We start from the raw sequence: 13,613 nt of genomic DNA, 5'->3' as shown, positions 1-13,613 counted from the left end.
GCCAAGCTAACAGTTTTATCGAACTGGACTCTAATCTGGACATCAAACCGGCACCGCCTACCCCGGCGCCAATTATTTGCTGTCGATGAAATGCAGGGGAAAAACGAGAAAAAAAGCAAATCAACCGATGAGATATACCGTTGACGAAAAATAACATTATTTCCCCGCACAGAGATTTTTATGACGAAATTGAGTAGGAATCCAGATAAAAAACGATACTAAAAAAATACATTCTACGGCGGCAACAAATATTGACGCTTGCCGTACGTCAACGTATGCTACCTTGCATGGCTAATAAAGCAACTAAAAAAAGGAGATTACCTAAAAAACAACAACGATGCGAAATTAGAAATGTAAGCAGTCCCACCGGCACCCCCACTTAACACCTGGAGAACAAGAATGGCTGATGTTTATGTTGGACAAATAATGATGAGCGGATTTGGCTTTGCCCCGCGCGGTTTTGCGCTCTGTAACGGGCAAATCCTGCCTATTCAGCAAAATCAAGCCCTGTTTGCACTGCTGGGCACCACCTACGGCGGCAATGGCTCAACGACCTTTGGATTGCCTAATCTACAAGGAACGGTCCCCGTCCATACGGGGCCATCGGTCGACGCAACATGGCAGCCTACTACCTATCCTATTGGTAGTCGTGCCGGTGTTGAAGCTGTCACCTTGACAGCGACTCAAATGCCCGCGCATATACATACAGCCTCAGCCCTGGGCACGGCAGCTACTCTGAAGAATCCCAACAACGCGCTATTTGCCGACAGCGGTGCAGCAGCCATTTATGGCAGTGCATCGGGCCCCAAGGTGACGCTGGCCAGCCAGACCTTGGGCTTGACGGGTGGTAACTTGCCGCATCCGAATATGCAGCCATTCCGCGTCATCAATTTCTCCATCGCCTTGAACGGTATCTACCCTAGCCGTAACTAACCAGCCAACACTCCCGGAGATAGCTATGAGCACACCTTATATAGGCGAGATCCGCCTGTTTGCCTTTTCCCGTATTCCGAATGACTGGCTGGCATGTGATGGGAGCCTGGTATCGATTGCCAACAATGAAACCTTGTACACCTTGCTGGGGACCACCTACGGTGGCGATGGCGTCAACACCTTCGGCCTGCCTGACCTGCGCGGCCAGGTTCCCGTGCACCAGGGCACTGGGCCGCAATTGACGCCACGGGTACTGGGCCAGAATGGCGGCACCGAGCAAGTGACCCTGCTGGCGACCCAGTTGCCGCAGCATACGCATGGATTTAATGTGACGAGTGCAGTGGCCACCGCCTCTACACCGGCAAGCGGTCTGCTGCTGGCCGCCCCGGCCAATAACGACAAGATGTATACCAGCAGCCTGGCTGGCCTCACCTCTTACTCACTATCGCAGGCCGCAGTTACCAATACCGGCGGCAACCAGGCGCACGACAATACGATGCCAACGCTGACCGCATCTTTTTGCATCGCTGCGTTCGGTATTTATCCGTCCCAGCAATAACAGCTTCCGTGCAAGCACAGCGCCACCACCGGCGCGCATTGCCAACCAAACTGACCAGGAGAATCTATCGTGACCTCACCATTCCTCGGCGAGATACAAGTCTTTGGCTTCAACTATGCCCCGGCCGGCTGGGCCAGCTGTAATGGCGCCACCCTGCAGATACGTCAATATACCGCCCTGTTTTCATTGATCGGCACGCAATATGGAGGGGATGGCGTAACAACTTTCCAGCTGCCCAACTTCACGGGACGCGCGCCCTGCGGCCAGGGTCAGGGGCCAGCCTTGACGGTGCGCACCATAGGCGATACGTTCGGCAGCGAAAACGTGCAACTCGATGTAACGCAAATTCCCAGCCACACCCATCAGCTCACTGTTAAGCGTCAACCGGATGCGAGCTTGCAACACAATGCTCCATTGACTAATGACGGTTTGATTACCGTCGGTAGTGTGAATACTTTCTTGCCGACAGCAGCCCCTAGCACCACATTTGCTGCCGCGGCGATCTCTCCTGCGGGAGGTAACCAGGCACACGAAAATCGCCAGCCGCTGCTGGCATTGAACTTCTGTATCGCCTTGCAGGGTGTATTTCCTGCATTTGGCTAATTACAGTACGCTAGGGACAGGCAATGCCATCGCGGTATTGCCTGGCCTGCCCCTTTTTTAGTTGAACACTGCCTGATACAGGAAACCTTGGCCATCACGCGCCACCGGCACCAGGAAGATGCCTACCTCGCCAAACGCATCATGCTGCAGCTGAAAGATTTTTTGGCTGAAAAGGATGGGCGAACTATTATGGAACAACAAGCTGAACGGCGCGCGTAGCATGCCTTCCAGCGTGGCGGACGGCAAGGGACACACCTCCTTCAAGATGAAAGCGGCATTCCCGTCGCTGACCGAGACAAAGGTATCGTTGACGCGCGAGGCGAAGTGTTCGAGAGTCAATACATTCATCATTGCAAGTATTCCATTCCATGAGCGCTGTGATTGAAGCAATGATTTATTTTAGTGCAAGCATTGCCGCTTTGGCACGACTTTTGACATGAAACTCTCCAATCTGCGCTTGGCAGAAATACGGCGGCCGGGTCATCAAGCCCTGCCGCCTGCACTGCAACTAACATGCCGCTTTCGCCGCCTAGCGCATCGCCTCCAGCAAGCCCGGCGCAAACTCGGCGCCGTGCTTGACCTGCGCGGTGGACGCCTTCACAGTGGCGCCGATCGGTTCCGCGCGGCCAGCCAGGCATTGCCCCAAAAAGTTTTCCGTCACCGCATTGAAGGCGATGTTGTTCACGGGCCGCGCAAAGCCATGGCCTTCGTCGGGGAACAGCACATACGTGACGGGGATATTCTTGGCCGCCATGGCCGCCACGATCTGGTCCGACTCAGCCACGTTCACGCGCGGGTCGTTCGCCCCCTGGCCAATCAGCAGGGGCCGCTGGATATTCTGCGCAAAGTTCAGCGGCGAACGCTCCTTCAGCAGCGCCCTGCCTTCTTCCGTGGTCGGATCGCCCATGCGCTTGTAGAACTGCTGCTTGCCCGCTTCCCAGTACGGTGGAATGGTTTGCAGCAGGGTGAACAGGTTCGACGGGCCGACGATGTCGACGCCGCAGGCGAACGTGGTGGGCGTGAACGCCATGCCGGCCAGGGTGGCGTAGCCGCCGTACGAGCCGCCCATGATGGCCACCTTGTCGGCGCTGGTCACGCCGCTCTTCACGGCCCATTGCACGGCGTCGAGCAAGTCGTCATGCATCTTGCGGCCCCACTGCAGGTCGCCGGCCGAGATGAATTGCTTGCCGAAGCCCGTCGATCCCCGGTAATTCACCGACAGCACGGCATAGCCACGATTGGCCAGCCACTGGTGGTAGCCGTTGTAGCCATACGTATCGCGCGCCCACGGGCCGCCGTGCACCAGCAGCACCATCGGCACCGCCTGCGATGGCACGCCGCCGGCGTTCGCCTTCGATGCCTGCGGCAAGGTGAGGTAAGACACCAGAGTCAGGCCATCGCGCGCCTTGATTTGCTGCGGATACATGGGCACCAGCGGCGCGCCTTCCAGTTCCGGACGCGTCACGTACAGCCGCGTGAGCTTTTTGCTCTTGCGCTCGTACAGCCAGCTCGATAACGGCGCCGTGACGGCATCGACGCTCACCAGCCACTTGTCGTCGGCATCGGTGCGCGACGTCACCGTGAACTGGCCCTGGGTGTTTTTCTTCAGGAAGGCCAGGTCGGCCTTCAAATCGTCCGCCAGCGGCAGATACTCCTGCTGCAGGTAGTCGACCGAATAGGCTTGCACCCGCCCCGTGCGCGTGTCATACAGCGCGTCGGCGATATCGGCACGCGGGTCTTGCGCCAGCAGCGTGCTCTTGCCGCTGGCCACGTCCTGCGCCAGCAGCGCCGAGGTATTGCGGCCGCGTGAATCGGTCCAGTACAAGGTCTTGCCATCGACCGTAAACGCCAGCGGCGCCGTGGTCTGCGAGTCTTCCAGGCCGACATCAGCCAGCGGCGTGCTTTCGACCTTGCCATCGGTCAGACGGAAATACGTCATGCCGCCATCGGCGCGCGCCTTGCTGGCGATACGCAAATTGAGCAGTTCATCGGCGACATAGCCGCCATAGCCATCATTCTGCTGCACCAGGGTCAGCTTGCCGCTGGCCAGGTCCAGGCTGTACACATCATGCCAGCGCGCATCGCGGTTATTGATGCCGACGAGGATGCGGTCCTTGACCTTGCTGCTGATCTGGATGACCCGCACGCGGGTCTTCTCGAACGGTGTGTAACTGACCTGCTTGCCGCTTGCCACATTCACGCCGTACAGCAGGAAATTCTCGTCGCCACCCTTGTCCTGGATGAACAGCAGGGTTGTCGAATCGGGCGACCAGAAACTGCTGCGGATGGGCCGCACCTTTTCTTCCGTCAATGGCCGCGCCTGGGCCGGGTCGCTGGCCGGCGCCACCCACACATTGAGCACGCCATCGCGCGGCGCGATCCACGACAGCCACCGTCCATCGGGACTGAGCTTGCCACCGGACTTGCTGGGATTGCCAAACAGCTTGGCCCGCTCGATCAGCGGCGTTTCCTTGACAGGGGCTTGCGCGTGCGCCGGCAGCACGCTGGCGAACAACAGGACAGGCAGGACATAGCGAATCATGGACACCTCATGGTTGATGAATGAAGGGAAAACATCACACGTGCATGTGCCAGCGAATCATAGGCCAAAGCGGTATTGCCAGGTTGATTACAGCGACAGGGGACGGAAATCGGGGGATGGAATGGCGAAAACGGGGGCTAGCAGGTGCGTCAAGTCACTGATGCGAGCGCGAGCGCGGTTATCCAGAGTGTCACAAGATCAATCAACACCAGATGAAATCGAGGGTTTGCTCAGTGTGTCGCGCGCCATCAGGATGCATACCTGCTCGTCTGAAATGCCGCGCTTGCCGGCGCTGCCGCCCCGGCTGCGTGTCGGACGTATCAAGCGCCGGGCACCCTTTGCCGATTCCAGAAAATACATTTCGTCGGCCTCGGCAATGCCGTGCAGACAGCGCGGCCGGCCGGTCTTGGCCAGGGTGAAGTGGGCGCCGGCTCGCAGAGCGTAGCCGGACCATTTGAATTAGTCATCGTCTTCATGGTGGTGGCGGTGCTCATCTCGGTCATGGCGCCGCTCATGCCAACCGTCGTGGTCCCAGTGCTCCCGATGTTCGCGTTCGCCAGGCCGAACGTAGTAGTCCTCCGCGCGCCGTACGTACACAGGTTGCTCCTCAACCCATACCTGGGCTGGTTCGCGACAGACTGGTACTTGAACACGGTCGATGACGGTGCGGCAGCGTTGCACACTCTAGGTGGGGCCGGTGCGGATTGCTGTGCCAGTAGGGCCCTACCGCTGCTCGTCCTTTCTGCTATCGGACTGCTTACGGCTGCACCATGAGAGTTTGGCAGAAGCCCAGCAATCGGGCGGCAGCTATCAGTGGATGGATGCGATTCGATGCGGCGGTGGTTTCCATTTTCGTTCTCCGGTATGGCGCTGATGTCGCGCTGATAGACCATTAACGGATGAAGCCGCTAACGGGATGTACGGACGATGTTTCTGGGGTGAGGGTACGTAACAAAAACAACGTGAAGTTAAGGTCATGTGCGCAGCGAACGGATGGGAACTAAACGCTGAGACCCAGGTTCGCGGGATTTGCAGCACGTCTGGTCCATGTTGACGCAGCCGCTTACAATGTTGGCTTTTTCCATGAAGAGGTAAGCGATGGCGGAAGAAATCAAGGCACCCTGGCTCAATACGATGGCGCTTGCGACGGTAATCCTTGCGGTGTGCGCGACCTTGTCTACCTTTAAAGGTGGCGGGTACTCCACCCAAAGTGTGATAAGCCAGGCTCTGGCATCGGACCAGTGGTCGTTCTACCAGGCGAAAAGTACCAAGCAGCATCTATATGAATTACAAGCCGAGCAAATGAAATTGCAGGCCATGGCTCTGCCAAAGGGAAATCCTGCGAGTGCCGCCTATGTGGAAAAAGAGGCTGAGTACCGTGCTGCCATTGGTCGCTACGCGAGCGAGAAACAGGGCATCCAAACGCGTGCACACGAACTTGAACAGCAACGCGATACCGCCAAGCAACACGGCAAGCCTTTTGGAATTGCAGTAATTTTCCTTCAGGTATCGATTCTGCTTAACTCCATAGCGGGGCTGATGAAAGCTCGGCGTATTTGGTGGGCTTCCATCCCGGTAGGTATTGCAGGCGTAGCGTGTTTTGCTGACGGTTTCCTGATGTTTGTATAGCGTAAGGGGGGCCTAGATAGCCGCCTTTGTATCTTGTTATCCCGCGCTCTTCCTGGAGAATGGCTGTGTCTTTCCAGTGGAGTGCGGTCGCCAGGGCCTTGCTGATTTCACCGTTTTTCACTGCGCTGCGAATGTGTTGTAATGCATGCTATGTGTCTGCTTGCAACCTGTGTTTAGCCGTATTTTTAGCCGTATTAATAGGCGCCCGCAGTATCATCCCGAGTGATGGTAACTGCCCTGTCATAAAAATATTCCATAATTGGAGGATTTTTCATATTTTTCAGCAGCGCTTTTTGCGCTGCGCACCTGTTGGGACTGCGTAAGTGCACGTTGCCGTCAGTCGTTCAGTTCAAGTTGAGGTGCCAATGTCAAAAAACGAAAACAAGGTTGGATGCGCTCTCATTGCAGTACTGCTCCTAGGCTGGACCGTTTCCGTACGTGCCGAGGATACTATCGAAGAAGCGTGGAACGCGCACTTTCAAGCTACCTACATCTGGCAGAAAAAACCGTCGTTCTCGGCCGCATATAACGGAACAAACAGTCTGAGTCCTTTTACAGAAAAATCGTATTCATTCAGCTCCACTGCGGCGTTTGGCTGGCGTCCTTGGGTTGGTGGCGAACTCTATGTTAACCCTGAGTTGGTCCAGGGCGTGCCCCTGTCCGGACTGACCGGTCTGGGTGGCATGACCAACGGGGAGCAGCAGAAGACCGGAGGTCCCAATCCCACGCTCTACCGGGCTCGGCTTTTCCTACGCCAAACGTGGGGACTGGGCGGCGAAAAGGAAGTCGTGGAGACGGATGTTAATCAGCTGGCTGGCATGGTGGAAAAACGGCGCGTCGTTGTCACCGTCGGTAACCTGGCAGTCACTGATATATTCGACGCCAATGAGTTTGCGCACGATGCGCGTACCCAGTTTATGAATTGGGCGCTCCTCGCCCACGGTGCCTATGACTTTGCGGCGGATGCGCGTGGCTATACATGGGGAGCTTCTGTCGAGTATTTTTATGATGATTGGGTGCTGCGCGCCGGAAGGTTTATGCAACCGGCCGTATCAAACGGATTGCCGCTCGATAAGCATGTTTTTGAACACTATGGCGACCAAATCGAGTTGGAACATGCTCACACAGTAGGCGAACAGGCCGGCAAGCTCCGTGTGTTGGCTTTTCGTAACAAGGCCAAGATGGGGAGCTTTCGAGACGCGTTAACCGAGGCACGTAGTCATGGCGGGATACCAGATGTGTCGCGCGTGCGCTCCGAACGTACGAAAATCGGCTTTGGCATCAGTGCCGAACAGAATTTGACATCCGATATCGGTGTCTTCACCCGTGGAAGTTGGAACGACGGGGCGTCGGAAACTTACGCATTTACTGAAATAGAACGCTCGATTTCCACCGGGGTAGTTCTGAAAGGTGACCTCTGGAGTCGTAGTGATGATTCCGTCGGCATCGCGCTGGTTCGCAATGGGCTATCAAGTGCGCACAGGGACTATTTGGCAGCCGGTGGGCATGGCGCCTTCATTGGAGACGGTCAGTTAAACTACCGACCGGAATCAATAGTGGAAGCGTACTACAGCGCAAAAGTCGCGAAAGCCGCTTGGGTCACCCTGGACTATCAACGGATTGCTAATCCCGCCTATAACCGAGACCGTGGTCCGGTGACTGTCGGCTCCATCCGTCTGCACGCGCAATACTAATCGGGAGCGCATGATGTTCGAGTTGTTTAACCCGCGCCGCGGTGAACGCGCTCTGCTTGCTGGTGCTCCCAACCGTTGGGACTGGATTTTGTTGCCCCTGGTGCTCGCCGTACTGGCGGCGGCAGCGTTTGGCGCTATGCAGATGACGCGGCCGTTCACGGTTGGCCAAGTGACGCCAATTTCACTTGACCCGGTCAACCTGCCGTATTACTTGTTGCGAACGATGTTGCGCATGTTTACAGCTCTGGCGTGTTCGTTACTGTTCAGTTTCGTCTTCGCCGCGATAGCATCGAAGTACCGTGCGGCCGAAAAGGTGATGATTCCCCTGCTCGATATACTGCAGTCAGTGCCTATTCTTGGCTTCCAGGCCATTGCGATTGCCCCATTCATCGCTTTGTTTCCCGGAAATTTGTTGGGTGTCGAGTGTGCGGCCATCTTCGCGATTTTTACCTCGCAAGCGTGGAACATGGCGTTCAGCCTGTTCCAGTCGATGCGCACTGTGCCACCTGAGCTCAATGAAGCGTCGCGGGTATTCTGCCAGTCGGGCTGGCAACGCTTCTGGCGGCTTGAACTGCCGTTCGCAATGCCCGGTTTACTGTGGAACATGATGATGTCGATGTCGGGAGGCTGGTTTTTTCTTGTCGCTGCCGAAGCGATTTCAGTGGCCGGGCAAGATATTAAGCTGCCCGGCATTGGCGCCTATATCGCTGTCGCTATTGAGGCGGAGAACGGCCGCGCCATTGCCTGGGCCATCTGCGCCATGCTGGCCGGAATTGTGTTGTATGACCAGCTGTTTTTCCGTCCGCTGCTGGCCTGGGCGGACAAATTTCGTTTCGAAGAATCGCAGGGCGATACCGCGCAGGGTTCTTGGCTGCTGGACTGGGGCAGGCGTAGCCGCTGGATAAGAGCGCTGACCGACCGTTTCTGGCTGAAGCTGAGCGGCGCGCTGGGCTGGTTTAGCCTGCGCCATGAGCGCGACACAGACGAGACGCGTGCGCACCCGCTCGGTAAGTACGCGGCGCGTGCCTGGGACGTACTGGTGCCTGCCGTTTCCCTGCTGGCCGTTTATCGCCTTGTGATGTTTGTGCACAGTGATGTTGGGTGGGCGGAGGCGGCGCATGTCGTCGTATTGGGTTTGATTACGCTCGGCCGTGTGATGCTGCTCATTGGTCTGGCATCTGTCGTGTGGGTACCGACTGCGGTCTGGATAGGATTGCGTCCCCAGTATTCGCAACGAGTGCAGGCGGTCGCACAATTTTTGGCGGCATTTCCTGTCAATCTGATGTTCCCGGTAGTGGTGTACATGTTGGTGACGCTAAAGCTCAATCCGAACATCTGGCTCAGTCCCCTGATGGTGTTCGGCACCCAGTGGTACATCCTATTTAACGTCGTGGCCGGTGCATCGACCATTCCGAACGAGTTGCGTCTTGCGGCTGATAATCTTGGTTTGAAGGGGTGGCTCAAATGGAAGCGGGTATATCTTCCGGCCGTATTCCCAGCCTATATCACCGGCGCCATTACCGCCAGTGGCGGTTCGTGGAACGCCAGCATCGTTGCTGAGTATGTCACTTGGGGCAAGACTACTTTGGTCGCGGATGGGCTGGGCAGTTACATCAAGCAAATGACTGACGCTGGCGATTTCCACCGCATAGCACTAGGCATAGGAGTAATGTGCGTCTTCGTGATGTTGTTGAACCGCTTTTTCTGGCGCAAATTGTATTTGCGGGCCGAAGACCGTAGTCTTTAAGGAAAAACTATGAGCGAAAATTTATTGATGGAACTCAACGGCGTTGCTAAGTCTTTTCGTAGTGCCGATGGTGCGCCACGCCTTATCCTCGACAATGTCGATTTTTCACTGGCCAAAGGCGAAATTGTTGCGCTGCTTGGGAAATCTGGCTCAGGTAAATCGACCTTGCTGCGTATTATGGCGGGGCTAATTGCTTCGGATGCAGGTAAAGCCATGTATCGAGGTAAAGATATTTGCGGTCCGGCGCTAGGCGTCGCGATGGTATTTCAGTCCTTTGCATTATTTCCATGGCTTACCGTTCAGCAGAACGTTGAACTGGGACTGGAAGCGCAAGGGATACCGCCAGCCGAGAGAGAAATGCGCGCCGATGCTATGCTGGAGCTGATGGGCCTGGCTGGTTTTGGCGGCGCGTTGCCACGCGAGCTGTCGGGCGGCATGAGGCAGCGAGTTGGTATTGCTCGCGCGCTCGTGACCAATCCAGATGTATTGCTGATGGACGAAGCATTTTCCGCCCTAGACGTGTTAACAGGAGAGACGCTAAGAAACGACATTCTGGAGCTTTGGGACAGCAACAGGATTCCGACTAGAGGCATTCTAATTGTGTCGCACAACATCGAGGAAGCGGTCATGATGGCCGACCGAATCGTCATTCTTTCGAGCGAACCTGGACGAATTCGCAATGAAGTCAAAATTGAGCTGCCACGGCCTCGCGCTGTGGACTCAATAGAAGTTAGGGGCCTGATCGATGATGTATATGGCTTGATGACTATGCGCGCGATACAAGAGGTTCGCTCCGGCGCAGTTCCCGTGACGCATGTCGATTACCGGTTGCCGGAAACAGACGTCAGTCGTATTGAAGGCATTCTGGACTTGTTAGCCTATGCGCCGTTTAATGGAAAGGCCGACTTACCCCAATTGTCGGAGGAGGCGGAACTGTCTGACGAAGAGTTGTTTCCGACTTACGAAGCATTAGGATTACTTGCTTTAGCCCACATTGACAAGGGTGACATCTCGCTGACCCCGCTAGGTCTGCGCTATGCAGAAGCCGAAAAAACGGTCAGACAGGATATTTTCGGGCAACAGCTCTTGACCCAAGTACCGTTGGCGGCACGAATCCGCCAACAACTGGAGCAAGAGCCGACTGGAACGTTGCCTGAAGAGCCTTTCATCGAGTTGCTTGAAGAGTTCTTGAAGGCGGATGAAGCCAAACGAGTGCTGGAGATAGCCGTCGAATGGGGACGATATGGGGAAGTCTACGAATATGATTTCCACACAGGCAGGTTGAAGTTGCCTGACCAAGAAGAAAAGTAATTTTTCGTGCACCGCGTACCGCCGAATGAGAAGCATGCTAGGCCCCTGCTAACTCTTCATTGTCTGTGGTCCAGTTTGCCGAAAAGGTGCAAAAAAATATCCCCACGTGTCGAGCACATACGTGCGTAATTTAAACCTCTCGCGCGCAGCTGAGCACGAAAAATGCGTACTCACCGTCATCTTTCTTGGCCTTGACCTGTTAAATGGCACTGCAAATTGACCAACTTTCCCCACGAGTTTGCAGCGGAATCTGACCCACGTCAGTAGCACAATTCCACCAGTCTTATCGGCAGGAGATCAGAGTGATCAACGTGGCACTACTTGGTATCATTCGACGCTGGCACCTTCGTGACCAGATCCCGATACGAGAAATCGCCAGGCGACTGAATATCTAACGCAATGCAGTACGACTGCTATCTGCGATCAGAAACCACTGAGCCCGCCTACGCGGAGCGGCCATCAGTTATCCGAGCGACGTGGAGGCCAGCAAGCTGCTGGCCTATTCGGTGCACGCAGTGATGGCCAACAATCCGCAATATCAAAAGGAAATGGACGCGGCCCGGAGCGAGTTGCGCAAGGCATTGGGCCTACCAGCGATGAGCGTCAATTAATTTCGGGACAAGAGGCTTGACGTTACTTCGGGATGATTTACAGTGGTCGTTTGCTAGCAAAATTGACCCACTCTGTTTGACACGACTTCCAGTGTCTGGCAAACGCTGCCACTTGGTCGTATGACCCTGCGCAGCCCAGCTCCTCCAGGTCCTCATGGATCTGCTTAAAATTGCGTCGCTGTTTACGCGGCTTAGTCATCTCGGCCTGAACTACCCGGATAGTCGCATGCCAAGGTTACACCTACTCAGTCAAGGTCCGTTTTTGGCCGGTTGCCGTCGTTGGCAGGTTCCGCCCCGGAGCGGACCTTAGCACGGCGTCCTAGCAATCACATGACGCGCCGCTCCACATTCGCCCAACAGATTCTCTTGCGTCAGTCGGGCCGATGCTCGACTTCAAACTCTTCTGATTCCTTAACTTTCAGACCAGCTTCCTTCGCAATTTGAACAATCTCTGCCGATTTTTCCTCCGACATAAGCAGTGCGTAATACGCATCGTTTCCTAAGTCGAGATGAAGCAAACGGCCTCCTCTGGGTTTGACCCAGGAGGAAAACTCTAGCAGCGCTCTCGGAACCGTCGTATGTGTTCCGTCTTGCAGGTGCCAGGTTTCGTTAATTCCGGCAACGGTAAGCAGTTCGTTCGCCTGCCATTCCACTTCCTCAGTGGCCTTCCAGTCGACTTGCAGCAAAACCCACTTGCCCCGCCGCTGCCCCTCGTCGTCGAGTATGCCGCTCTCGATTGCTTCACTTGTTGTACCGCCGCGCCCTAAATTTGAAATTACAAGCTTGGTTAAGCGCTGACTCTCCTCTGTTCCCAACTGCGCAGTTATGAGAGTAAGGAAACGTCTTAGGGCTTGTTTAGCCTGTGTAGATGCAGAAAAATATTCTTTCAGAATCTGTGCGTCCGAGAGGTTCTCGTCTTCTTCAACAGGTGGCTCAGGTGGGGCGGCCAAGTCCCGACCCAAAAGTTTGCTAAGCAGCTTAAGCATTGGCAGTTAGATAAAAGTTGATTGAGGAGTAGTTCGTGATGTCCGCTTCTGGCCGATAGAGGACATCGGCATGCTGCAACGAAAATCATACGTTATGTAAACGGAAAAACCCAGCACCGATATTATACAAACGTATAATATACAGTACTGGGTTTCTATACAGCTTGCGCTGCAACTCCTTGAATCTAATGGTCGGGACGGGAAGATTCGAACTTCCGACCCCATGCACCCCATGCATGTACGCTACCAGGCTGCGCTACGCCCCGACGAGGTGAGAATTATAGCAGAGGCTTTTAGGTTTTTGCCATGCTTTGCGCATGATTCATATCGAACTGCGCAAAGTTTTTTCAGCCTGAGGACAAAGCGTTCTACTCGCCCAGCAACAATGCCGTCAGGACGATGCGGAAACCAGCGATCAAGGGTTCCACCTTGACGTCGGGATTGTGCACTACCCGCACAGGCAAGCCCTGGTACATGGCGATCATGGCGTTCAGCCGGCCTTCCAGCATCTCTTCATCAGCCGGCAAGCCGCGCCTGATCCGCGCCTCCTTGATAATCGACAAGAACAGCTGGCGCGAGCGCTGGTCCGCGCAGTGCAGCATTTCCGCGATGGCGGGATTGCGCGAAGCCTCGGCAAAGATTTCCAGCGGCATCACCCAGGTTTTCGGGTCCAGGCTTTCCAGCACATGTTCGCCTGCATTGTCGATCACCGCCTGCAGCGGGTCTTCGCGCTGCGCCAGGTCCTGCATCAGGTTCGACACCCGCTCCGTATTCTGCATGACGAAGGCGGCGATGATCGCATCCTTGCTGTCAAAATAATTATAGATGTGACCCGCGCTCATGCCGGCCGCCTTGGATATCTCGGCCATGCTGGCGCCGTGGAAGCCGCGGCGGCTGAAACAGCTTTCGGCTGCATCGAGCACCTGCTTGCGCCGCGTGTTGGCGCGCTCGGGATCCGGATGCTTCTTTTCAACTTGGTTCATGACTTTTCCTGTAGC

The 13,613-nt window shown here is 55.7% G+C and carries 12 protein-coding genes, 1 tRNA gene and 1 pseudogene; 8 read left to right on the top strand and 6 right to left on the bottom strand.

Translation table 11 applies throughout. The features are described 5' to 3' along the window. Window positions 1-399: 399 nt before the first annotated feature. The 3 genes from ACQ4W0_RS26450 (at window position 400) to ACQ4W0_RS26440 (ending at window position 2,095) form a co-directional block, all read left to right on the top strand. Window positions 400-933 (top strand): phage tail protein, encoded by a 534-nt coding sequence (locus ACQ4W0_RS26450; RefSeq protein WP_436579454.1) that lies wholly within the window; start codon window positions 400-402, stop codon window positions 931-933. A gap of 25 nt (window positions 934-958) precedes the next feature. Beyond that, window positions 959-1,492 (top strand): phage tail protein, encoded by a 534-nt coding sequence (locus ACQ4W0_RS26445; protein WP_436579453.1) that lies wholly within the window; start codon window positions 959-961, stop codon window positions 1,490-1,492. A 69-nt stretch (window positions 1,493-1,561) separates the two neighbouring features. Then, entirely contained in the window at window positions 1,562-2,095 is a 534-nt protein-coding gene (locus tag ACQ4W0_RS26440) for a phage tail protein (protein WP_436579452.1), read from the top strand. Between the two features lie 57 nt (window positions 2,096-2,152). Here the strand turns inward: ACQ4W0_RS26440 and ACQ4W0_RS26435 are convergent, their stop codons facing one another. The 3 genes and pseudogenes from ACQ4W0_RS26435 to ACQ4W0_RS26425 form a co-directional block, all read right to left on the bottom strand. Beyond that, window positions 2,153-2,446, bottom strand: a complete 294-nt coding sequence (locus ACQ4W0_RS26435) for a DUF6916 family protein (protein WP_436579451.1) — start codon at window positions 2,444-2,446, stop codon at window positions 2,153-2,155. A 178-nt stretch (window positions 2,447-2,624) separates the two neighbouring features. Then, the gene (locus tag ACQ4W0_RS26430) at window positions 2,625-4,637 is read right to left on the bottom strand and encodes a S9 family peptidase (RefSeq protein WP_436579450.1); all 2,013 of its coding nucleotides are present in this window, start codon (window positions 4,635-4,637) and stop codon (window positions 2,625-2,627) included. A gap of 211 nt (window positions 4,638-4,848) precedes the next feature. After that, window positions 4,849-5,051 (bottom strand): annotated as a pseudogene (locus tag ACQ4W0_RS26425) (IS1595-like element ISJsp4 family transposase); the annotation flags it as partial. Window positions 5,052-5,735: 684 nt separating this feature from the next. Between ACQ4W0_RS26425 and ACQ4W0_RS26420 the strand changes: the two are divergent. The 5 genes from ACQ4W0_RS26420 to ACQ4W0_RS26400 all read left to right on the top strand — a co-directional run bounded on the left by ACQ4W0_RS26420 (window position 5,736) and on the right by ACQ4W0_RS26400 (window position 11,629). Beyond that, window positions 5,736-6,266, top strand: a complete 531-nt coding sequence (locus tag ACQ4W0_RS26420) for a DUF4337 domain-containing protein (protein WP_436579449.1) — start codon at window positions 5,736-5,738, stop codon at window positions 6,264-6,266. Between the two features lie 365 nt (window positions 6,267-6,631). Then, the gene (locus ACQ4W0_RS26415; RefSeq protein WP_436579448.1) at window positions 6,632-7,960 is read left to right on the top strand and encodes a carbohydrate porin; all 1,329 of its coding nucleotides are present in this window, start codon (window positions 6,632-6,634) and stop codon (window positions 7,958-7,960) included. A 13-nt stretch (window positions 7,961-7,973) separates the two neighbouring features. Further along, entirely contained in the window at window positions 7,974-9,707 is a 1,734-nt protein-coding gene (locus ACQ4W0_RS26410; protein WP_436579510.1) for an ABC transporter permease, read from the top strand. A 9-nt stretch (window positions 9,708-9,716) separates the two neighbouring features. After that, window positions 9,717-11,018, top strand: a complete 1,302-nt coding sequence (locus ACQ4W0_RS26405) for an ABC transporter ATP-binding protein (RefSeq protein WP_436579447.1) — start codon at window positions 9,717-9,719, stop codon at window positions 11,016-11,018. A gap of 476 nt (window positions 11,019-11,494) precedes the next feature. Next, window positions 11,495-11,629, top strand: a complete 135-nt coding sequence (locus ACQ4W0_RS26400) for a hypothetical protein (RefSeq protein WP_436579446.1) — start codon at window positions 11,495-11,497, stop codon at window positions 11,627-11,629. Between the two features lie 371 nt (window positions 11,630-12,000). On the opposite strand, the gene ACQ4W0_RS26395 is transcribed toward ACQ4W0_RS26400, so the two are convergent. From ACQ4W0_RS26395 to ACQ4W0_RS26385, 3 genes are all read right to left on the bottom strand, one after another. Further along, on the bottom strand, window positions 12,001-12,579 hold the full coding sequence (locus ACQ4W0_RS26395; RefSeq protein WP_436579445.1) for a DUF6630 family protein: 579 nt from the start codon (window positions 12,577-12,579) through the stop codon (window positions 12,001-12,003). Window positions 12,580-12,804: 225 nt separating this feature from the next. Beyond that, window positions 12,805-12,881 (bottom strand) — tRNA-Pro (locus ACQ4W0_RS26390). 102 nt (window positions 12,882-12,983) lie between these two features. Beyond that, window positions 12,984-13,598: a TetR/AcrR family transcriptional regulator gene (locus ACQ4W0_RS26385; RefSeq protein WP_436579444.1), complete on the bottom strand. Its 615-nt coding sequence runs from the start codon at window positions 13,596-13,598 to the stop codon at window positions 12,984-12,986. Window positions 13,599-13,613: the final 15 nt, after the last annotated feature.

The organism is Janthinobacterium breve (assembly GCF_051380895.1).
In the GTDB taxonomy this organism is placed as follows: domain Bacteria; phylum Pseudomonadota; class Gammaproteobacteria; order Burkholderiales; family Burkholderiaceae_D; genus Janthinobacterium.
This window is presented reverse-complemented; position numbering and strand designations above follow the sequence as displayed.